The sequence below is a fragment of the Cryobacterium sp. PAMC25264 genome, assembly GCF_019443325.1.
GTDB lineage: Bacteria > Actinomycetota > Actinomycetes > Actinomycetales > Microbacteriaceae > Cryobacterium.
Map to the genome: position 1 here is coordinate 3,773,662 of NZ_CP080383.1, position 20,290 is coordinate 3,793,951.

Consider the following 20,290-nt stretch of genomic DNA (forward strand, 5'->3'; position numbering starts at 1 on the left):
GAGCTTAGTCAGGCGGCGGAGAGCGTTCATTCCGTTCACTTCCGAAGCCACCGACTGAAACGGCTCAGACTGTGGGCGTCGACTCTGGAAGGTGCTGCGGGCGCGGTCCGAAGCGGTGGGCGAGGAACAGCACCGGGATGAGCAGCGCCATCGGCAGCAGGAAGGCGTGCGCGAGGCCGGTGGAATCGGCGAGCAGACCCACCAAAACGGCGCCGAGCACCGCGCCGGCGTAGTTGAACAGGTTGACGCGGGCGATCACTTCGTCGCTGCGGGCCTCGTGCAGCTCGCCGGCCGCGCTGAACGCGAGCGGTACCAGGGCGCCCACCCCGAAGCCGGCCAGAGCGAAGCCGGCCACGGCGGCCCAGGTGACGGGAACCATGGCCACGAGCAGGCAGCCCAGGATCGCCAGCACCGTGGTGACCACGGCCAGAATCACCCGGCCGAAGCGGCGCACGAGCACATCCGCTCCGATACGGGTAACCAGGATGGCGGCCTGGTATGCGGCATAGCCGAGTGGGGCGATCGCGGCACCGGTGAGCAGCACGTCGTGCAGGTAGACGGTGCTCCAGGTACTCACCGCTGAGTCGACCACGAACGCGGCCAGCACCACCGTGCCGAACAGGGCGATGCCGCGGTGGGGCAGCTTGCCGTGCGGCGCCGCATCCAGCGCCGGGGCCAGCTTGGTCAGCCGAGCGTCGAAGCCTCGCACCCCCACTAAGGCGACAACGAGGGCCACGACGGCGCCGGCCACCAGGGCGATGCTCGCGTTGGCCGCGGTGCCCGCCACGGCCGACATCAGCAGGGCGCCAAGGATGGCGGCGCCGGTGTACCAGGCGAAGAAGCCGGCCATGACCGAGACGCCCACGCGTTGCTGCACGAGCACGCCCTGCATGGCCCCGGATGCGTCGACGATGCCCAGGCCAGCGCCGTAGATCGCGAACGCGGCGATGAACGCCGGCAGCCCGATCGGGGAGGCGATCAGCGGAAGCGCAACAGCCTCGAGCAGGAGCCCCACCACGAGGGCGACGCGGCTACCCCAGCGCAGGGCGAGCCGGTCGGCCGCAAGCGACCCGACGGCCGCCGCGAGGCAGACCAGCAGCACGATCAGCGACACGACCGTGTCGTCGATGCCGTACCGGGTCTTCAGGTTGGGCAGCGAGGTGACCACGACCGCGTAGCCGAAGCCCTGGGCGGCATAACTGGCGCTGACCGCCACCCGGGAGCGCCGCACGCTGACCGGGGGTGGATCATCGTGGGTGCGCTCATGCGGTCGGCTCCAATTCGGGGTGGTGGGCCCGCACGACGCCGAAGGCTTCGTGCGCGATCTCGAGAGTGCGGGTCATGTCGGCGGAGGTGAGAGCCGCGTTGAGGAAGTGGTTGTGGTGCGAGGTGAGGAACACCCCGCGCCGCACACATTCGGCCACCCACTCCTGGTGCAGCATGAGCGAGTCGTCGTCCGCGATGCGGAGGTAGAAGAGAGCAGGTGCCCCGGAGGCTATCAGGGTGAAGCCCTTCTCCGCCGTTCCCGTGGTCAATCCGGTGGTGAGCTCGGTGCCGAGCCGGGCGAACTGGGCCGGCGCATCCAGCTGCTTGAGCTTGGTGAGGGTGGTGCTCGTAGATGCCCGACGGGATGAGTTGCAGTTTGCGTTCGAACGCGGCGCGGCTTTTCTCGAGGGTGTACGGGACGGTGGGCGCGGGGCGCGCGGGAACGAGGCTCATTCTCGCCGACGATCGGGCTGCACCCTGCCGGAGAAGCCCCCACTTGAGGTTGACTAGGGGAATGACTCCCGCGCAGCGACGCATCCTGATCGTCGCCATCCTGTCGTCCTTCGTGGCGTTCCTGGACGGCTCGATCATCAATGTGGCGTTACCGGCGATTTCCCGGGAGCTCGGCGGTGGGCTGCCGCTGCAACAGTGGGTGGTCGACGGCTACCTGCTCAGTCTGGGCGCGCTGATTCTGGTGGCCGGGTCTCTCTCCGACACCTTCGGACGGGTGCGGGTGCTGCGCGCCGGGCTGATCTGGTTCGGCATCACCTCGCTCGCCTGCGGTCTGGCTCCCACCGGTCTCTTCCTGGTCATCGCCCGCGTGCTACAGGGTGTCGCCGCCGCGTTGCTGGTGCCCAGCTCGCTCGCCCTGATCACCTCCAGGTTCAGCGGGATCGCGCAGGGCAAGGCCATCGGCGCCTGGACCGGCTGGACCGGCGTGGCCGGCATCGCCGGGCCGCTGCTGGGCGGGCTTCTGGTGGATGCGGCGACCTGGCGGTTGGTGTTCTTCATCAACGTGATCCCGATCGCTCTCACCTTGGTCCTGCTGCGCCGGGTGGAGGAACCCCTGCGGCCCACCGCCGGCGCCCGCGTGGATGTGCTCGGCGCCGGCCTGGCCGTGGTGGGGTTGGGCGGCCCGGTCTTCGCGCTCATCGAGCAGGGCCGGTTCGGCTGGACGAGCCCGGTGGCCTACCTGCCCCTGCTGGTGGGCCTGGCCTCGTTCGGCGCGTTCCTGTGGTGGGAGGCGCGGGCCCCGCATCCGATGATGCCCCTCGGCCTGTTCCGGGTGCGTAATTTCGCCGTGGGCAACATCGCCACGGTCGGCATCTACGCGGCACTCAATCTCGGATTCTTCCTCTTCGCGCTCTACCTGCAGGAGGTCGGCGGGTTCTCGGCCACGCTGGCCGGGTTGGCCGGCATTCCAGCCACCGTGATGATGCTGATTTTCGCCACACTCTTCGGCACTTTGGCGGGAAAATACGGTCCGCGACTGTTCATGACCTTCGGGCCGATCGTGGCCGGCAGCGGGTTCCTGTTGGTGACCACGGCGGTGCCGCCGATCAACTTCGCCCTGCACGTGCTGCCGGGAATCGTGCTGGTGGGCCTGGGCCTGTCCATCACGGTCGCGCCGCTCACAGCGGCCGTCCTCGGCTCCATTCACCCCGGTCAGGCCGGTATCGGGTCGGCGATCAACAACGCGGTCGCCCGGGTGGCCGGCTTGATCGCGATCGCCATGACCGGCACCATCGTCGGCTCCACCCTCGATGTGGCCGGTTTCCAGCGGGCGATGGTGGTTGTGGCGGCGCTGATGTTCCTGGGCGGAATCGTGTCTTGGTTGGGCATCCGCCGGGTCGCGCCGGTGGCGGATGCGCCGCCCTCGGCCATCGGAGAGCCGGCCTAGTGGCCGCACGCGCACATGGGTGCCGCAAATAACTGTTATAGTTTCTAAGTTGTCTTCGAGCGTTTCGCTGCAGAAGTCACCACTGCGCCCGTAGCTCAACGGATAGAGCATCTGACTACGGATCAGAAGGTTGGGGGTTCGAATCCCTTCGGGCGCACAGATGGAAAGCGGTTCACTCAGGTGGGCCGCTTTCGTCGTTTCTGGTGTCTGCTGAGACGACCGTGTCAGGATGGAGCGATGCGCCGCGCTTCCGATCCCCGCACCTACGACCTCGATGCCCTCCGCGACCGGCTGCTCCCCGAGGACGGGGGCACGGTGAATGACAGCATCCCGCAGCTCGCCGACGCGGATCCCGGGCTCTGCGGAATCGCGCTCGTCCTCCCTGACGGCAGCATCCGGACCAGCGCCCAGGCCGACCTGCCCTTCAGCGTGCAGTCGGCGGTGAAACCGTTCCTCTTTGCACTCGCCCTGCAGGACACCGACGGAGCCGCGCTCGACCGCATCGGCATCGAACCGACCGGGGAGGCCTTCGACGCCATCAAGCTCGAAAGCGGCACCGGCCGGCCGCCGAACCCCATGGTCAACGCCGGGGCTCTGCTCACGGCCGCCCTGGTCGACGGGGACGACGTCGAGGCCCGCACTGACCGCATCCTGCGCGGGCTGTCGGCCTTCGCGGCCCGGCCGCTTGAGGTGGACGAGGAGATCGCCCGCGACGAGCACCTGATGGGCGACCGCAACCACGCCCTGGCGCACCTGATGCGCTCGGAGGGCACCCTCGGTGTCAGCGCCGACGACGCCGTGGCCGTGTATGCCCGGGCGTGCGCGGTCCTTGTGGACGCCACGGCGCTGGCCGTCATGGGCGCCACCCTCGCCTGCGACGGGGTGAACCCCGTGACGGGCGAGCGTGTGATCGCCTCGGCGGTGGCCCGTGACGTCATGTCGGTCATGGCCACCTGCGGGGTCTACGACGGGTCCGGCCGGTGGATGCGAACGGTCGGCGTCCCTGCCAAATCGAGCGTCTCCGGGGCCATCGTGCTCGCCGCACCGGGCCGTCTGGGTGCGGCCATCGTGAGTCCGCCCCTCGACGCACAGGGCACCAGCGTGCGCGGGCGCATCGCGAGCGAGCGGCTCAGCGCCGACCTTAGCCTGCACGCCTTCGGGCCGCACGCGGGCTGAGGGCGCCCGGTCGTCAGTCGAGGCGGTGGGCCAGCTCCGCGAGAACGCCGGCCAGCCGGCGGTCGAAGTGCGGGGGAACGTTCTCTGGCAGCGCATCCACCGGCCACCAGGCCACGTCGTCGCTCTCGTCGCTGGCCACAGGGGCCGCCTCCGGGCGGGCCACGGCCGCGAAGCCCACGTCCCAGTGCGCGCTGCAACTGAAGCCGCCGCCCAGGCTGTGCCGATCGACGTCGAGGATGCCGGGTTCGAGCGGCACGAGGTCGGCGATGCCGCACTCTTCGCGCGCCTCCCGGTAGGCGGCGTCGGCCACTGACACATCCGCGGACTCGACGTGGCCGCCGAGCTGCACCCAGAACTGGCCCTTGCGGTGGAAACACAGCAGCACCTGGGCGAGGTCGGGGGTGAAGACGAAGCAGCTGCCCGTGACGTGCTCCGGACCGCCGTCGCGGTGCAGCGCCGCACCGGGCGAGTCGGCGAGGAAGTCGAGGTACTCGTCCCGCAGCATCGCCTGACCGGGTGCGAGCGGTACCCAGGCCCGGAGCCGGTCGATCAGGTCATCGGTGGGAGAGCGTAGAGCGGAATCGGGCACATCCGAGGTTAGCCGCCCGCAGTTGTTACCCGATCGGACGATTGGTCCCGGTATGCCGGGTGCATTTGTCCGCTGTGGGACGACTCGGGGTCAGCGGGTGTGCTCGACTACAAAATCGGTGCCGGGGAACACCAGCGTCTCGTGGCCGTCGTCGAACGACACCAGGTAGGGCGGCTCCCCTTCGGGGCCGCGCACCTCACGGATGGTCCCGTGTCGGTCGGGCGTCGAATCGGTCTTTCCTCGAATGATGATCCGGTCGTTCTCAGTTGCGCGCATAACGCTCACCTCCTGCCGGGCAGGTTACGCTCGCGCCCGGCGCCTGCACAGGGGCGCGACCAGTGTGCGCATCCGCGGGGCGGGTCAGGCGGGCTGGTCCGGTCCCAGCCGCAGCCGGTCGCAGAGGGCCGTGAGCTGCGCGAGTTCGTCGTCGCTCAGGCTGTCGCCCACACGGGTGGTGATCGAGCCCATATGATCGAGCGCCACCCGGCGGAACAGCGCGTAGCCGGCCTCGGTGAGCTCGACGATGGCGCCGCGGCCGTCATCCGGGTCCGGATGCTTGGCCACGTACCCGCGGGACGCCAGGCGGTCCACGAGCCGGCTCACGCTCGGCTGGGTGAGCAGCACATGCTTGTTCAGGTCGCGCAGACGGATGCTGCGGTCCTCCTGCCGGGACAGGTTGAACATCACGTCGTACTCGTTGAAGGAGATTTCCCGTGACGGGAACTCCTCGGCCAGGCTGCGCATAATGGCGACCTGGGCGCGGAACAACGACTCCCAGGCGGCAACTGCCACCGCTCGATCGACCATGCTGCTTCCTCACCGGCCCCCAGGGCATCTTTTGTTCAACACTATGGGACTGGTGCGGTGCCCCGCGGCAGCCTAGCGCATCCATTCAGAGGTCCCGATGGTTGAAAACGGTCAGGGCCGCGCCGAGCAATACCGTGGCCCACGCCGCCGTGACCAGCGCTCCGGCAACCGGGTCCAGCAGGCCCAGTCCAGGGACCGGCGAAATGAGCTGCAGCCCGGCGACGGGCACCAGAACGGATCTGGCCAGCACGGTCGACGCGGTCGAGATCAGGCCCATGAGCGTCCAGTTGAGAGCGACGGCAAGCTGGTTGCCCGCCAGGGTGAGCACCCCGTGGCGCAGGATAACGGCTGTGCCGATGGAGACGACGGCCAGAGCCCCACGGTTCTCGCGCGCTTGGTCGCTCACTGTGTCAGCGGTGCTCCCCGGGAACTCCGTCGCTCGCCCGCTTCGGGGCTGGCGGCCCGCCTGACCGGCCGTGAAGTCGAGGTGCCTGGTGAGCCCAAGGGTGCGGCCATAGCGTCGTCCAAGGGAACACTGGGTGAACTCGCAGGAAAATAACGATCCGATAACTGGCGCTCCGTTATCCGTTCGTTATATATTCGTAGTGCATCAACCGTTTGCTGTGGCGGAAGATGCGAATGTGATTGCAGGACACTCTTGGTGCAAGGGAAGAGGGTCGGTCGTTTGCCTCTACGACCGGCCCTCAATCACGTTAACGGGCGGTAGCCGCCGCGCCGCTTTGCGCACACCCATTCGTCGGTCGAGCTTGTCGAGACCTGGTGACGTGCGCTGGGTCGTGGGGTTGTCGAGGTCGTCTTGCGGGGTCTCGACAGGCTCGACCAGCGCATGCGCGCGTGGTCGAGGTCGCCCAGCTGGGCGGGCGCTACCTAGAAGCGGTCGGGGCTGGGCGTGCTGGCCTGGCGGATCGACACATCCGCGTGGCGGTCGAAGCGGTAGCCCACGCCGCGCACGGTGCGCACGATGTCTTCGTAGCGGCCGAGCTTGGAGCGCAGGCGGCGCACGTGAACGTCGATGGTGCGCTCGTTCGGGGCATCTTCTTCGCTCTCGGCGTCCCAGAGCTTGGCGATCAGCTCGGCGCGCTCGATGGTGCGGCCTTCACGCAGCACCAGGTACTGCAGCAGCTCGAACTCCTTGTAGGTGAGCGCCGCGGTCTCGTTGTCGAGGATCACACGCTTGCGGGAGATGTCGACGACCACGCCGCCGGGCGCGCGGTCGGCATCCTCGGTGGTGTTGCGGTGCTTGGCTAGGGCGGCCGGGTCCTGCAGGGCCAGGCGCACGACGTCCACATCGCGGCCGCCGACGCCCTCCGGCGCCAGGGCGACGGCGGCGTGGGTCTCGGCGGAGGGGGCGATGGCCTGGGTGAGCTTCTTCAGCTCCTCGACGATGCGGTGCAGGCTCGTGCCGGCCGCGGCCGCCTTGGCCTCGTCGATGCCCACGTAGAGCACGAAGCCGCGAGCCTGGGTGCCCTCCGGCACGGCGCGGATGCGCGGCGCGGCCGGAGCCGGCGCGGGGGCCAGGGTGAGCTCGGGGCGGAAGGAGTGGACGGAACGGGCGGTGTCGATGTGTGCGAGTGACATTGGAGAAATCCTTGGGGTGTGATGATGCGCAAAACCCGGCGCGTCAGCGCTCGTGGGTTCGAAAAAGATCGGCCGCAGTGGCCGGGGGAGCGGGCGGCCCCTGTGAGGAGGGCCCTGGAGTCGATCCGCCGTGACGGTGGCGACCTCAGCGGCTGCGGGACAGCGGGTGAGGGCTGATCGACTCGGCGCTATTGCCTGTCTGGGTTAGCGGCACATTCGGCAACACGCCATCACGCTGCTGCCGGGCATCATCATGCCGGCAGTCCCCAAAGCCTCGAAGGAGGTCGGGATGCGTGTGGTGGAAGTCATGACTGTGAGTAAAGCCGACTGTGACGAGTTGTGTCAATTCAGTTACGCGGAATCTCGCCCGTGCGGCTGCATCACGTTCACGGGGAATCTGCGAAATCGGAGGATCTCGCACAAAGGGCCGCTTTCTCAAAGAAAGCGGCCCTCAAATCAAGTTTTTCAAAGTTTTGTGAATCTAACTGCAGTCGGCGCGTCGCCCGTCGCAGGATCTGCGGTGTGCTGGGTCAGACCAAGCCGTAGAGGCGGTCGCCGGCGTCGCCGAGGCCCGGAACGATGTAGCCGTGCTCGTCGAGGCGTTCGTCCACCGCGCCGAGCACGATGGTGACCTCGCGGCCGGCCAGCGCCTTTTCGACGGCGGCGAGGCCCTCGGGGGCGGCGAGGATGCAGATGGCCGTGACGTCGACGGCGCCGCGGTCGAAGAGGAACTCGATCGCGGCGATCAGGGAGCCGCCGGTGGCGAGCATCGGGTCGAGCACGAAACACTGGCGGTCGGAGAGGTCGTCGGGCAGGCGCTCGGCGTAGGTGGTGGGCTGCAGAGTCTCTTCGTTGCGAGCCATGCCCAGGAAGCCGACCTCGGCCGTGGGGAGCAGCTTGACCATGCCCTCGAGCATGCCGAGCCCGGCGCGCAGGATCGGAACGACCAGCGGCTTGGGGTCGCTGATCTTCACACCGCGGGCGAGCGACACGGGCGTCTGCACGGTCACCTCGTCCACACGAACGCCCCGGGTGCCCTCGTACGCCAGCAGCGTCATCAGTTCTTCCACCAGCGCGCGGAACATCGGCGACGAGGTGCTCTGGTCACGCAACACCGTGAGCTTGTGGGTGATGAGCGGATGGTCGGCTACGTGGACTCGCATAGGCTCAATCTACTAGTTCACGCGGGTCCGCGGCTCTAGTCGGGCGCCGGGGAAGAGGTGATGTGGTGCGGCACAGCGACGAACATGAAGCGTGGATGCGCCTGGCCCTCGACGAGGCACAGGGCGCCCTGGCCGGCGGCGACGTTCCGGTCGGCGCGGTGGTGCTGGATCCGGCCGGCCGGGTGATCGGCCGCGGGCGCAACGAGCGAGAGCTGCACCAGGATCCCACCCTGCACGCCGAGGTGGTGGCCATCCGTGAGGCGGCAGCTGCGCTGGGGGACTGGCACCTCACCGACTGCACCCTGGTGGTGACCCTGGAGCCCTGTGTGATGTGCGCGGGCGCGATCGTGGCGGCCCGGGTGGCCCGGGTGGTTTTCGGCGCGTGGGACGAGAAGGCCGGCGCCGCCGGATCGCTCTACGACGTGCTGCGCGACCGCCGGCTCAACCACCGGGTCGAGGTCGTGTCCGGGGTGGCGGACGCCGAGTGCTCTCGGGTGCTCAGAGAGTTCTTCGAGGATCCGCTGCGCCGCCCGGCTGCGCCCCGCCCGGCAACGCCGCCAGCCACTCACTGAACAGGGCCCGGGAGGCCGCCTGCATCGCGTCGGAGTATTCGGCGCGGTCCCGCCGCAGGGCGTCGGGGTCCAGCCCCTCCGCGTCGAGCTCCGCGGTGGAGGAGGCCAGCCAGGTCTCGTGCATCTCGGCGGTCAGCTCGGGGTGGAACTGCACAGCCAGCGCCCAGCCCTCGATGGCGAAGGCCTCGTTGCCGTACGCATCCGACCCGGCCAGCCGGGTGACACCCGGGGGCAGGTCGAAGGTGTCGCTGTGCCACTGCATCACCGGGATACCGCTGACATGCCGTAGGGGCGAGTCGAGCCCGGCCTCGGTGGGCTGCACCAGGCGGAAGCCGATCTCGTTGCTCGGACCCCGGTAGACGGGCGAGCCGAGGGCGTTGGCCATCAGCTGGGCACCCAGGCACACGCCGAAGACCGGGCGCCGGGCGGCCAGCCGGTCGGCGATGAGGCCCACTTCGTCGGCCAGCACCGGGAACTGCTCGGTCTGGTACGCGCCCATCTCACCACCGAGCACCACGAGCAGGTCTGCCTCGGCCGGGTCGATCTGCCGCACGCCGTCGGTGAGGGTGTCGACGTAACGCACGGTGTAGCCGTGCTCGATCAGCACCGGCTCCAGGTTGCCTAGGTGGATGTCGTCGGCGTGCCGCAGGACCAGGGCGACGGGGCCCGCGCTCATTCGCGGCCCTTGATGAAGATCGCGTCGGTGGGTGGGTTGACCGTGGCCGGGTCGATGTAGAGATCGGGTTCGAGGTAGATGACGCGGGCACTGGGCACGGCCTCCCGGATGCGCGCTTCGATGGTGTCGATCCCCGCGGCGACCTCGGAGAACCGTTGCCCGGAATCAAAGGAGAGCTTGGCGGCGACGAGCAGCTCGTCCGGGCCGAGGTAGAGCGTCTTGAGGTGGATGAGGTTCTTCGTCTCAGGACCGGCCAGGATGGCGGACTTGATGGCGTCGACATCCTTGACACTGGCGCCTTCGCCCACCAGCAGGCTCTTGGTCTCGATGCCGAGCACGATGGCGACCAGCACGAGCAGCACACCGATGCCGAGGGTGCCGATGGCGTCCCAGGTTGCATCACCGGTGATGACGGTGAGGCCCACACCGCCGAGAGCCAGCGTGAGGCCGGTGAGGGCCGCGACGTCTTCGAGCAGCACAACGGGGAGTTCGGGGGCTTTGGCGTGCCGGATGAACTGCACCCAGCTCTCGTTCTTACGGGTGTGGTTGGACTCCTTCACCGCGGTGCGCAGCGAGAACGACTCCAGGCCGATCGCCACGAACAGCACCAGGATCGGCAGCCAGGCATTCTCGAGCTCGTGCGGGTTCTGCAACTTCTCGATGCCCTCGTAGATCGAGAACACGCCGCCGACGGAAAACAGAATGATCGACACCACGAAGGCGTAGACGTAGCGTTCGCGGCCATAGCCGAACGGATGCTCGGTGTCGGCCGCCTTCTTCGACTTGCGTCCGCCGATCAGCAGCAGAATCTGGTTGCCCGAGTCGGCGAGCGAGTGCACACCCTCGGCCAGCATCGAGGACGACCCCGACACGAACCAGGCGATGAACTTGGTGATCGCGATGCCGAGGTTGGCGAGCAATGCCGCCACAATCGCCTTGTTTCCGCCTGATGCGCTCATGCGACCAATCCTAGAACTGTCGCCCGACCCCGAGAGCCGCGGAAACCGTGCCGAAAACTACACTGGGGAGATGACTTCGACCGCACCCGTCACCCTGCCCGCCATCGCCTTCCTGGGCGCCGGATCGATGGCCAGGGCGGTCCTCGCTGGCCTGCTCAAGCCCACGGTCACGGTGACCGGCGGCATCCGCACCACCAACCGGTCGGCAGCCAAGGCCGCCGAACTGGCCGGCACCGCGGGTGTGACGGCGTGGGCCACCGAGACGGAGCCCGACGCCAACCGGCTCGCCGTGGCCGGTGCCGGCATCGTTATCGTGGCGGTCAAGCCCGCCATGGTTCCCGACCTGCTCGCGGAGATCGCCGACAGCCTGGAGCCGGGCACCCTTGTCGTGAGCGTCGCGGCCGGCGTAACCATCGCCACCTTCGAGAAGCACCTGCCCGCGACCGTGGCCGTGATCCGGTCGATGCCGAATACACCCGCCGTGGTGGGCATGGCCGTCACCGGGCTGAGCGCCGGCACCCGGTCCACGGCCGAGCAGATGGCGCTGGCGACGGCGTTGTTCGCGACGGTGGGGGAGGTGCTGGTGGTGTCCGAAGACAAGATCGACGCGCTGAGCACCATTTCCGGGTCCGGTCCGGCATATGTCTTCTATCTCATCGAGCAGCTCACGCTGACGGCCATCGACAAGGGGTTCACCCCGGCCGAAGCGGCCACCATGGTCAACGGCACGTTCCTCGGCGCGAGCGCGCTGCTGGCCGTGTCCGATCTCACGCCCTCCGAGCTGCGCCGCCAGGTGACCAGCCCTAAGGGCACGACCGAGCGGGCCGTGCAGCAACTCGAGACCGGGGGCCTCAAGGAGCTGTTCGACCGGGCCACGGATGCTGCGCTCGCGCGGGCCCGGGAGCTCGCCGCGTCCTAGGCGTCGCCTCGCCAGGTTTCGACAGGCTCAACCAGCGTGTGGTTAGGAGCCGAGGGCCGCGAAACGCTCGATGTCGCCCTCGGTGCCGGCGACGATGATGAGGTCGTGATTGGACACGACGGTCTCGGCCGTGGCGTAGGTGAACGGGCGCCCGGGGCTCTTCACGCCCACGACGGTGACCTTGTGTTTGGTGCGTACGCCGGACTCGGTGAGGTTGAGCCCGCGGATCGGCTTGGGCGGGTACATCTTCACGAGCGCGAAGTCGTCATCGAACTCGATGAAGTCCAGCATTCGCCCCGACACCAGGTGAGCGACCCGCTCACCGGAGTCGGCCTCGGGATAGATCACATGGTTGGCACCGATGCGTTCGAGGATCTTGCCGTGTGACTGCGAAATCGCCTTGGCCCAGATCTGCGGGATCTTGAGGTCGACGAGGTTCGCGACGATCAGCACGCTGGCCTCGATCGAGGACCCCACGGCGCACACCGCCACGGAGAAATCCTGGGCGCCGATCTGGCGCAGCGCGTCGATGGACTTCGCGTCGGCCTGCACGGCGTGGGTGACACGCTCCGACCACTTCTGCACGAGCGCCTCGCTGTTGTCCACAGCGAGGACCTCACGGCCCAAACGGTCGAGCTTGCCGGCCGTCGCGGCACCGAAGCGGCCCAGTCCGATGACGAGCACGGGGGCGTCGTGTTTGATCCGGTCAACCAACGATGGGCCTTTCCTCGGGGCGTTTGAACAACTGTCTGCTTTGGCTCGCTGCCAGCGCCGCTGCGAGAGTCACTGTACCAACCCGGCCCATGAACATCGTGGCGGCCAACACGTAGACCCCTTCCGGCGGCAGTTCGGCCGTCAACCCCGTCGACAGCCCCACGGTCGCAAACGCCGAGATCACATCGAAAAGCACGACGTCGAGCGCCTGCTTGGAGATATGCAGGATCAGAATGCTCGATACGGCGACCGTGGTCGCGCCCCACAGCACCACGCTCACGGCCAGGCGCAGGATATCGCTGGGGATGCGGCGGCCGAAGGCTTCCATCTGCTCCTTGCCCTGCGCCTCGGCGAAGGCGGCCAGGAACAGCACCGCGAGGGTGGTCACCTTGATGCCGCCGGCGGTGGAGGCCGAGCCGCCGCCGATGAACATGAGCATGTCGCTGAGCAGCATGCTGGAGCCGTGCAGGTCAGCGATGTCTATGGTGGCGAAGCCGCCCGACCGGGTCATCACCGACATGAAGAGGGACTGGAAGATCGTGTCGCCGGCGTTCAGCGACCCGAAGGTCAGCGGGTTGTCGAATTCCAGAATGATGTAGAAGATCATGCCGATGACCATCAGCGCCGTCGTGGTCCACAGGGTGAGCTTCACGTGCACCGACCAGCGCCGGGGCGTGCGCCAGTGGCGGGCTAAGGTCATCAACACCGGAAAGCCCAGGCTGCCCAGGAACACACCGGTCATCAGGGCGCCGAGGAACCAGTAATCGTTGGCGAACTGGCCGATGCCCTCCGCATTCGGGCTGAACCCGGTGTTGGTGAAGGCCATTGCGGCGTAGTAGATGCTCTGCCAGAGGGCCTCGCCAGCGGGCACGCCGTCGATGAGCATCCGCGGGAACAGGAGCAGGGCGACGGCCGCCTCGATGGTCAGGGTGCTGATGGCCACGGTGAGCAGTAGGCTGCCGACCTCACCGAGCCGTACGGCCTGGCCCTCGTTGACCGGGCCGATGTGGATGCGGGACGGGTTCGAGTCGCTGGCCGCCATGAGCTTGGCGCGCAGGCCGAGTCGGCGGGAGATGACCAGGCCCATCAGGGACGCCAGGGTCAGCACCCCCATGCCGCCGATATTGACGCCGACGACGACGAGAACGTTGCCGAACGCCGACCAGTGCGTGGCCATGTTCACCGTGCTCAGGCCGGTGACGCAAATCACCGACACGGCAGTGAAAACGGCATCGTGCAGTGGGGTTTCCGTATCCCCGGCGGAGGCGATCGGTAAGGAGAACAGCAGGGTGAAGAGCAGGATCAGTGCGGTGAACACGAACAGCGCGAACCGGGACGGCGACTTGCGCACGATCCCGTCGACAGAATCCCGGATGCGTCCGTACCAGGTGTCGGAATGGCTGCTGAACCGGGCGTTAGGGGTCTGCGTCTTCACTCGAAGCCCCCTGCCTGAATGGTGGTCGATGACAAGTTGTCATGGTACCCGCACCGGGAATGACTAGCCTTGGGGCATGGCAGACATCTTTGGCGTGGTGGCGGACTCGACCCGACGCGATATCTTACGCATTCTCCTCGAGCGCTACAACCAGTCCAGCGCTGCCCAGGGGGAATTGAGCGTTTCCGACATCGTCAATTCGCTCGGCCTGAGCCAGCCGACGGTCTCCAAGCACCTCAAGGTGCTCCGTGAGGCCGGCCTGGTCGGCGTGCGCGAAGAGGGGCAGCACCGCTACTACCACCTCGACTACGCGCCGCTCGAGGAGATCGAGGATTGGCTGATCCCGTTCCTCAGCATCGACGTCGATACCGCCGCCGCCGACGAGACCGAGGTGCTCAAGGACGAGCAGCGTGCCTTTGCCGCCGCCATCGGCAAGGCGTTCGCTGACACGTCCTTCCAGATGTCGCACGCCGTCAAGGACTCGACGGTGACCAAGAGCGTCAAGAAGTGGCGTAAGAACGACTAGCGAGCCCACGGGGTTCGTTCTACAGTGACGACACCAGCCCCGCCGAGCCTCGAGGGAGCCGCCCATGTCACGCGAGCTTCCCGACCCGCGGTTGGATGACCTGCGCTTCCTCACCGTCGCCGAGGTCGCGGGCGTCATGAGGGTCTCCCGGATGACCGTGTACCGCCTGGTGCACGCCGGACAGTTGCCCGCCGTGCGCTTCGGGCGGTCGTTCCGGGTGCCCGAAGCGGCCGTTCTGAAGGCCATCGAACCCACTCGTGGGGGAAGTGAGTCGGACGGGACTTTCTTTATCCGTTAGAATGGGGTTTTCGTGTCGGTCGCGAATCCCGCGACTAAACCAAATCTTTGTGAGGTCCGTGTGGGTTCTGTAATCAAGAAGCGACGCAAGCGTATGGCGAAGAAGAAGCACCGCAAGCTGCTTCGTAAGACTCGCCACCAGCGTCGTAACAAGAAGTAGACGGTCTCGGCCGTTTTTATGAGCTGAGCGCTAGGTCTGTGACCTAGCGCTTTTTGCTTGCGCCAGCGGCCTTGAGCTGTGCCACCTTCATGCGCATGACGGGCCACCCGCGGGCGACCGCATAGCGGCGTAGCGTCGCATCCGGGTTGACCGCCACCGGGTTGCCGACGAGCTCGAGTAGCGGGATGTCGTTGTGCGAGTCGGAGTACGCCCAGCAGTGGGCCAGGTCGATCTCGCGCGCCTGGGCGATCTCGCGTGCCACATCGGCTTTGCGGCTGCCGTGGCAGATGCCGTCGACGAGTTGTCCCGTGAAGATGCCGTCGACGGTCGCGAGCCGGGTGCCGAGCGCGCCCGTCAGCTCCAGGCGCTCCGCGATCACGTCGGCGACTTCTTGCGCCGTCGCGGTGACCAGCCACACCTCGCGGCCCGCCGTCAGGTGGGCGCGGGCGACGGCCACGGTCTCCGGCCAGAGCCGCTGGATGAGTCGGCTGTCGAAGATCTCCTGACTGAGGGTGACGAGTTCGTCACGGGTTCGCCCGGTCATGATGTCCATCGCACGCAGCCGGAGCCGGGAGATGTTCACGCCGTCCTCGCCGACCGCCAGGAAGCGGGTCTGGCTCCAGCCGAACGCGACGACATCGGCCAGCGAGATGAACCGCATCCGCCAGGCGCCCACGCCCATGTGATACAGGCTGGCGCCGCGGAGCAGCGTGTTGTCCACGTCGAAGAACGCGATTGCGCGGGGGCCGGATTCTTCGGACATTGCGGTCGAGTCTACCCAAGGTGCAGTCGCCGCTGCGGCTTAGGCTGGAGCCATGTCCACCGCGCATCTCACCCTGATCGGCAAGCCCGGCTGCCACCTCTGCGACGACGCCCGCGTGGTGGTGACCACGGTGCTGGCCGAGCTGGAGACCGAGGCAGGCGCGCCCACCGTGCTGCTCGAGGAGAAGTCGATCCTCGACGACGCCGAGTTGCACGACCGGTTCGTCGAGGATATCCCGGTGCTGCTCATCAACGGCCGGGTGCACAACTACTGGCGCATCGATCCGGTGCGCCTGCACACCGCTCTCCTGGAGGTTCGATGACCATTCTGCATATCGTCTCGTGGCGGCTGGCGGCCACCGACCCCACCGAGAAGGCCGAGCACGCGGCGCAGATGGTGGCCAGGCTCGGTGGTCTCGTCGGTGTGATCCAGGAGATCCGTTCCCTGCGCATCGGCCCGGATGTGCTGGGTGGCGCCAATTGGGACATCGCCCTCGTGGCGGAGTACGACGATGAGGCGGCCTTGGGCCGCTACCAGGTGCATCCGGCCCACGTCGAGGCGGGCGCTTACGTGAAATCGGTCACCGCCGAACGGATGGCCGTCGACTTCGTCGTGTAAAGGCACGGGCGCACCTCGTCGTTCAAGCGTGCCGAGACCCCGTGACCTGTGGGTTGGTGGCGCCCACGCGTTGGTCGAGCGTGTCGAGACCCCGCGACCCGCGGGCTGTTCGCGCCCACGCGTTGGTCGAGCGTGTCGAGACCCCGTGACGTGCGTGTGTGTTGTGCTGTGACGCAGAAGAACGGCCGAGCGTGTGCTCGGCCGTTCTTGTGTATTGCGGTGTTGCGGGGTGTTACTTGGTGGCGACGGTGATGGTCGCGATGCCGACGAGGAGCTGGTCGGCGATGGCGTCGGTGCCGAACGTGGTGTTCAGCAGGCCGGCGGCGTCGGCGGAGATGTGCACGGTGGTGCCGGTGAGGATGGCGTTGTCGCCGTCCATCTGGAGGGGCTTGAGGGTTCCGCCGTAGAGGTCGAAGAGCTTGACCTGGGTGGCGGCGGACTCGCCGTTGGCGGTGACGTCGCCGAAGAGTTCGCTGGTGCCGGGGTCGATGGTGAAGTTGGTCAGTTCGACGACGGTGTCGCCGGCGGTGAGGGAGAAGCCGCTTCCTTCGTGCTCGATGTTGCCCTGGACGTAGGGGCGGTAGTCTTCGGCCGGGTCGTAGTAGTCCACGTTTCCGCCGGTGATGGGGAAGTGCAGGCTGCCTTCTTCGAGGGTGGCGGTGCCGACGGTGCCGGGGGTGAGGCCGAGGCTGGTGAGGGCGGCGGCGAAGTCGGCGTCCAGGAGGACGGCGGTGTCGACGCCGGTGAGGGCGGGGATCGAGGCGACCGGGGTGGGGGTGGCTTCGGCGGAGCTGCTGCTCGAGGAGGAGCTGGAGGACGGCGTCGAGGACGTGCCTTCGTCGGTGGAGCAGGCGGCGAGGCCGGCGACGAGGAGGCCGGCGGTGGTCAGTCCGAGTGCGGTCTTGGTGAAGCTGCGCATGATGTGTTCCTTTGCTGTGGGATGGTCTGCGGGGTGTTGCTGGTAGTGCTGGTGTTGCTTGGTATGCAGGTGGTTCGGCCCCCGGCAGAAAAGGTTTGGTCAATTTGAGAAACTTTTCCGCGATCGCCTGTCGCGGCCAACTCACGGGTCTGTTTCGCCTAGATAAGCCCCCGACGTGCGGGTGCGTGTGTGTCGCGCCCCGACGCTGGTCGAGCTCGTCGAGACCTCGTGATCAGCATCTCATCGAGCGCACCCGCTAGTCGGCCTTCGGCGCGCTCAAACCAGGAAGCTCATGAGGCCGCCCCTCGATGAGCGCAATACGCTTGGCCCTGCCCCAACATGTAGGGCAGGGGGAGAGCGTGGCGCGGGCCGTGTTGAAGCACGGCGCCAGCGGCAGGTCTGTGCGAGTCCACCAACGGATGACGGTTGGCGAGGGCGGGCATCCCGTGGGGGTCTACTTCGACAGGCTCAGCACAAGTCGACGGGCTCGACCAGCGTGGGGCGGGTCGGTGAGGTTGTCTTGGGGGTTGACGCGAAATCGCGCCTGTCCAGCGGACAGGCGCGATTTGTGAAGCAGGAGTTGCGGGTTACGGTTCCAGGCGGGTCGGGCCACGGAACAGGTAGGTGACCTCGCGGATGGACGCCTGGTGCAGCATCAGCATCAGCACGCGCGCCAGGCCCATGCCGAAACCACCGTGCGACGGCACGCCGTAGCGGAAGAAGTCGAGGTAACCGGCGATCTCGGCCGGGTCGACGCCCTTCTCGATGGCCTGCTCCGTGAGCACGTCGATGCGGTGCTCACGCTGAGCGCCGGTGGAGATCTCGGTGCCGTTGAAGATCAGGTCGTAGCTGTTGGTCAGGCTCGCGTCGCCCTCGTGGCGCATGTGATAAAACGGGCGGATGCTCGACGCGTAGTCGGTGAGGAACACGAACTCGTGCCCATACGTCTCAGCGACGTACGCTGCGATCTGGCGCTCGCCCTCCGGGTCCATGTCGTCGTCGTCGCGAGGAACCTCGTAGCCGCGGCTCTTCACGATCTCCTTGGCCTCGGCCAGCGGGATGCGCGGGAACGGCGTGGTCGGCACGGTGACCTCGACGCCGAACAGCGCGAGCACCTCTTCGCCGTGCTTGGCCTTGACCGCGGTGAAAGCGGCCACGAGAAGGTCCTCGTGCAGCTGCATGACATCTTCGTGGTTGTCGATCCAGCTGATCTCGGAGTCGACGCTGGTGAACTCGGTGGCGTGCCGGCTGGTGAAGGACGGGTCGGCCCGGAACGCCGGCCCCACCTCGAAGATCTTGCCAAAACCGGAAGACTGCGCCATCTGCTTGAAGAACTGCGGGCTCTGCGCGAGGTAGGCCTTGGTGTCGAAGTACTCCACCTCGAACAGCTCGGCGCGGGACTCGCTCGCGCTGGCCATCAGCTTCGGGGTGTGCAGCTCGATGAAGTCGTGCTCGATCCAGTACGTGCGCAACGCGTGCTCGAACGTGGTCTGGATGCGGAAGATGAGGTTCGACTTGGGCTGGCGCAGGTCGAGGAAGCGCCAGTCCATGCGCTTGTCCAGGCTGGAGTCGGCCGCGATCGGGGTCTCCGGGATGGCGTGCGTGACAACCTCGAGCGACTCGAGCTTGATCTCGATGCCGCCGAGCTTGACCCGCTCGTCGTGCTTGAGCTGTCCGGTGACGGTGACGAAGCTGCCCTGGGACAGGCCGGAGATGGTGGTGGCGGGCTCGTCGTCGACGACGACACCCTCGGCATCCGTGGTACGCGGATTGACCAACTGCACCGCGCCCGATTCGTCGCGCAGAACGACGAATTGCACCTTCTTCTGGTCCCGGACGGTTTCGACCCACCCGGACACGGAAACGAGACCGTCGTCGAGGGCGGCAAGGTTCTTTATCAGTACGCGAGCATTCACCCCTGAAGTTTAGCCGCACAGCTCTCGGCGAATTCGCGGGTGACCCCTCCGTAGACTGGACTGCGTGGTAGCTAGCCAGGTACATATCGTGCGTCACGGTGAGGTTTTCAACCCCGAACGCGTGCTTTACGGCAGACTTCCCGGCTTCAAGCTGTCCGATCTGGGACAGCAGATGGCCGAGGCGGCTGCCGCAGACCTCGTCGCGCGTGCGCGCCCGGTCGCGCGGGTGATCGCGTCGCCGCTGCAGCGCACCCAGGAGTCCGCGGCGCCGATCATGGCGGCCTTCGACCTGCCCATCCACCTCGACGAGCGCCTCATCGAACCTGCCAACCGGTTCGAGGGCAAACGGATGCGCGGCCCCGGCGGTGCCCTTCGGGACCCGCGCAACTGGCCCAGCCTGGTGAACCCGTCCCGGCCCAGCTGGGGCGAACCGTTCCGCTCCATCTCCACCCGGATGCTCGCAGCGATCGACGACGCCTTCCACTGCGTGGACGACGGTGACGTGGTGCTGGTCAGCCATCAACTGCCGATCTGGATGGTGCACCGCAGCCTGGCCGGGGAGCGTCTCGCGCACGACCCGCGCAAGCGCCGCTGCGACCTCTCCAGCATCACGACCCTGACCCTGCGCGGCAACAGGCCCGCCGAGATCGCCTACTCGAGCCCGGCCGCCGGCCTCCTGGTGCCCGCCAACGACGTGGGTGCAGTGTGAACCGCCGACCGCGCCGAATTCCTGCGATCCTGGCCGGCTTCGCGGCGCTTGCCCTCGCCCTCAGCGGCTGCAGCAGCGACGACTCCCTCGCCAGGCAGTACACAGACGGAACCAACAAGGGCTACATCGCCGGGGACGGCAGCGTTACGGAGATCCCCGCTGACGAGCGAGGCGAGTCCGTGGAGTTCAACGGCACCCTCGAAGACGGCTCCACGGTCACCTCCGCCGACTACGCCGGTGAGGTTCTCGTGGTCAATTTCTGGTACGCCAGCTGCGCCCCCTGCCGCGCCGAGGCCCCCGACCTCAAGGCCATCAGCGAGCAGTTCGCCGACAACGGCGCCAGCTTCCTCGGCGTCAACGTGCGTGACCAGGCTGCCAGCGCCATCGCCTTCAACGAGGCCTACGAGATCAGCTACCCGTCGGTGATGGACGTCGACAACGGCGGGATGCAGCTGGCCTTCAGCGGCAACATCCCCCCGAACGCCGTGCCGACCACGCTGGTGCTGGACTCGTCCGGCCGGGTCGCCGCGCGCATCCTGGGCCAGGTGAACTCGCCGGGCATCCTGAAAACCTTGATCTCCGACACGATTGCCGAGGACGGCTAGGC

General features: G+C 67.4%; 26 protein-coding genes and 1 tRNA gene. 12 read left to right on the top strand and 15 right to left on the bottom strand.

Annotation, left to right across the window (positions count from 1 at the left end; translation table 11 throughout):
• Positions 1-64: 64 nt before the first annotated feature.
• Positions 65-1,231: an MFS transporter gene (locus KY500_RS17700; RefSeq protein WP_255579531.1), complete on the bottom strand. Its 1,167-nt coding sequence runs from the start codon at positions 1,229-1,231 to the stop codon at positions 65-67.
• Positions 1,232-1,262: 31 nt separating this feature from the next.
• Positions 1,263-1,535 (bottom strand): hypothetical protein, encoded by a 273-nt coding sequence (locus KY500_RS17705; protein ID WP_219901651.1) that lies wholly within the window; start codon positions 1,533-1,535, stop codon positions 1,263-1,265.
• 245 nt (positions 1,536-1,780) lie between these two features.
• Here KY500_RS17705 and KY500_RS17710 point away from each other — a divergent pair, with 245 nt between their 5' ends.
• From KY500_RS17710 to glsA, 3 genes are all read left to right on the top strand, one after another.
• Positions 1,781-3,166 carry an MFS transporter gene (locus KY500_RS17710; protein ID WP_219901652.1) on the top strand — a complete coding sequence of 462 codons (1,386 nt, stop codon included), beginning with the start codon at positions 1,781-1,783 and terminating at the stop codon, positions 3,164-3,166.
• A gap of 84 nt (positions 3,167-3,250) precedes the next feature.
• Positions 3,251-3,323: transfer RNA gene (locus KY500_RS17715), tRNA-Arg, on the top strand.
• 80 nt (positions 3,324-3,403) lie between these two features.
• A complete protein-coding gene (gene glsA, locus KY500_RS17720) occupies positions 3,404-4,342 on the top strand; it encodes a glutaminase A (RefSeq protein WP_219901653.1) in 939 nt (312 codons plus the stop codon).
• A gap of 13 nt (positions 4,343-4,355) precedes the next feature.
• On the opposite strand, the gene KY500_RS17725 is transcribed toward glsA, so the two are convergent.
• The 6 genes from KY500_RS17725 to upp form a co-directional block, all read right to left on the bottom strand.
• Entirely contained in the window at positions 4,356-4,931 is a 576-nt protein-coding gene (locus KY500_RS17725) for an NUDIX hydrolase (protein WP_255579532.1), read from the bottom strand.
• Positions 4,932-5,021: 90 nt separating this feature from the next.
• On the bottom strand, positions 5,022-5,207 hold the full coding sequence (locus KY500_RS17730) for a DUF1918 domain-containing protein (protein WP_219901654.1): 186 nt from the start codon (positions 5,205-5,207) through the stop codon (positions 5,022-5,024).
• A gap of 84 nt (positions 5,208-5,291) precedes the next feature.
• On the bottom strand, positions 5,292-5,738 hold the full coding sequence (locus KY500_RS17735; protein WP_219901655.1) for a MarR family winged helix-turn-helix transcriptional regulator: 447 nt from the start codon (positions 5,736-5,738) through the stop codon (positions 5,292-5,294).
• Between the two features lie 85 nt (positions 5,739-5,823).
• Entirely contained in the window at positions 5,824-6,144 is a 321-nt protein-coding gene (locus KY500_RS17740) for a hypothetical protein (protein WP_219901656.1), read from the bottom strand.
• Positions 6,145-6,626: 482 nt separating this feature from the next.
• On the bottom strand, positions 6,627-7,337 hold the full coding sequence (locus KY500_RS17745) for a winged helix-turn-helix domain-containing protein (RefSeq protein ID WP_219901657.1): 711 nt from the start codon (positions 7,335-7,337) through the stop codon (positions 6,627-6,629).
• Between the two features lie 530 nt (positions 7,338-7,867).
• Positions 7,868-8,500 carry a uracil phosphoribosyltransferase gene (upp, locus tag KY500_RS17750; RefSeq protein ID WP_066592016.1) on the bottom strand — a complete coding sequence of 211 codons (633 nt, stop codon included), beginning with the start codon at positions 8,498-8,500 and terminating at the stop codon, positions 7,868-7,870.
• A gap of 62 nt (positions 8,501-8,562) precedes the next feature.
• Here upp and tadA point away from each other — a divergent pair, with 62 nt between their 5' ends.
• Entirely contained in the window at positions 8,563-9,072 is a 510-nt protein-coding gene (tadA, locus tag KY500_RS17755; protein WP_370626841.1) for a tRNA adenosine(34) deaminase TadA, read from the top strand.
• On the opposite strand, the gene KY500_RS17760 is transcribed toward tadA, so the two are convergent.
• Positions 8,999-9,748, bottom strand: a complete 750-nt coding sequence (locus KY500_RS17760) for a gamma-glutamyl-gamma-aminobutyrate hydrolase family protein (protein WP_219901658.1) — start codon at positions 9,746-9,748, stop codon at positions 8,999-9,001. The two genes, tadA and KY500_RS17760, sit on opposite strands and share 74 nt — an antisense overlap.
• On the bottom strand, positions 9,745-10,707 hold the full coding sequence (locus tag KY500_RS17765) for a cation diffusion facilitator family transporter (protein WP_219901659.1): 963 nt from the start codon (positions 10,705-10,707) through the stop codon (positions 9,745-9,747). The genes KY500_RS17760 and KY500_RS17765 overlap by 4 nt, the downstream gene beginning before the upstream one ends.
• A gap of 70 nt (positions 10,708-10,777) precedes the next feature.
• Between KY500_RS17765 and proC the strand changes: the two genes are divergently transcribed.
• The gene (gene proC, locus KY500_RS17770) at positions 10,778-11,626 is read left to right on the top strand and encodes a pyrroline-5-carboxylate reductase (protein WP_219901660.1); all 849 of its coding nucleotides are present in this window, start codon (positions 10,778-10,780) and stop codon (positions 11,624-11,626) included.
• Between the two features lie 42 nt (positions 11,627-11,668).
• On the opposite strand, the gene KY500_RS17775 is transcribed toward proC, so the two are convergent.
• Together KY500_RS17775 and KY500_RS17780 are read right to left on the bottom strand one after the other, a co-directional pair.
• Positions 11,669-12,340 (bottom strand): TrkA family potassium uptake protein, encoded by a 672-nt coding sequence (locus KY500_RS17775; protein WP_219901661.1) that lies wholly within the window; start codon positions 12,338-12,340, stop codon positions 11,669-11,671.
• On the bottom strand, positions 12,333-13,775 hold the full coding sequence (locus KY500_RS17780; RefSeq protein WP_219901662.1) for a TrkH family potassium uptake protein: 1,443 nt from the start codon (positions 13,773-13,775) through the stop codon (positions 12,333-12,335). The genes KY500_RS17775 and KY500_RS17780 overlap by 8 nt, the downstream gene beginning before the upstream one ends.
• Before the next feature lie 76 nt (positions 13,776-13,851).
• Between KY500_RS17780 and KY500_RS17785 the strand changes: the two genes are divergently transcribed.
• The 3 genes from KY500_RS17785 (at position 13,852) to KY500_RS17795 (ending at position 14,758) form a co-directional block, all read left to right on the top strand.
• Complete coding sequence (locus tag KY500_RS17785) at positions 13,852-14,301, top strand: helix-turn-helix transcriptional regulator (protein WP_219901663.1); 450 nt, start codon at positions 13,852-13,854, stop codon at positions 14,299-14,301.
• Between the two features lie 64 nt (positions 14,302-14,365).
• Positions 14,366-14,599 (top strand): helix-turn-helix domain-containing protein, encoded by a 234-nt coding sequence (locus KY500_RS17790; protein WP_219901664.1) that lies wholly within the window; start codon positions 14,366-14,368, stop codon positions 14,597-14,599.
• A gap of 60 nt (positions 14,600-14,659) precedes the next feature.
• Positions 14,660-14,758 carry a 30S ribosomal protein bS22 gene (locus KY500_RS17795; RefSeq protein WP_003792170.1) on the top strand — a complete coding sequence of 33 codons (99 nt, stop codon included), beginning with the start codon at positions 14,660-14,662 and terminating at the stop codon, positions 14,756-14,758.
• Positions 14,759-14,801: 43 nt separating this feature from the next.
• Here KY500_RS17795 and KY500_RS17800 read toward each other — a convergent pair whose 3' ends face one another.
• Complete coding sequence (locus KY500_RS17800) at positions 14,802-15,521, bottom strand: HAD family phosphatase (RefSeq protein ID WP_219901665.1); 720 nt, start codon at positions 15,519-15,521, stop codon at positions 14,802-14,804.
• Between the two features lie 52 nt (positions 15,522-15,573).
• Here KY500_RS17800 and KY500_RS17805 point away from each other — a divergent pair, with 52 nt between their 5' ends.
• Positions 15,574-15,843: a glutaredoxin family protein gene (locus tag KY500_RS17805; protein ID WP_219901666.1), complete on the top strand. Its 270-nt coding sequence runs from the start codon at positions 15,574-15,576 to the stop codon at positions 15,841-15,843.
• Positions 15,840-16,139: a Dabb family protein gene (locus KY500_RS17810; RefSeq protein ID WP_219901667.1), complete on the top strand. Its 300-nt coding sequence runs from the start codon at positions 15,840-15,842 to the stop codon at positions 16,137-16,139. Before KY500_RS17805 ends, KY500_RS17810 begins: the two co-directional genes overlap by 4 nt.
• Positions 16,140-16,371: 232 nt before the next feature.
• Here KY500_RS17810 and KY500_RS17815 read toward each other — a convergent pair whose 3' ends face one another.
• Together KY500_RS17815 and aspS are read right to left on the bottom strand one after the other, a co-directional pair.
• A complete protein-coding gene (locus KY500_RS17815; RefSeq protein WP_219901668.1) occupies positions 16,372-17,058 on the bottom strand; it encodes a hypothetical protein in 687 nt (228 codons plus the stop codon).
• Between the two features lie 587 nt (positions 17,059-17,645).
• Positions 17,646-18,959, bottom strand: a complete 1,314-nt coding sequence (gene aspS / locus KY500_RS17820; RefSeq protein ID WP_370626943.1) for an aspartate--tRNA(Asn) ligase — start codon at positions 18,957-18,959, stop codon at positions 17,646-17,648.
• Between the two features lie 79 nt (positions 18,960-19,038).
• Between aspS and KY500_RS17825 the strand changes: the two genes are divergently transcribed.
• Positions 19,039-19,683, top strand: coding sequence for a histidine phosphatase family protein (locus tag KY500_RS17825; protein WP_219901670.1), 645 nt, complete (start codon positions 19,039-19,041; stop codon positions 19,681-19,683).
• Positions 19,680-20,288 (top strand): TlpA disulfide reductase family protein, encoded by a 609-nt coding sequence (locus KY500_RS17830; RefSeq protein ID WP_219901671.1) that lies wholly within the window; start codon positions 19,680-19,682, stop codon positions 20,286-20,288. The genes KY500_RS17825 and KY500_RS17830 overlap by 4 nt, the downstream gene beginning before the upstream one ends.
• Positions 20,289-20,290: the final 2 nt, after the last annotated feature.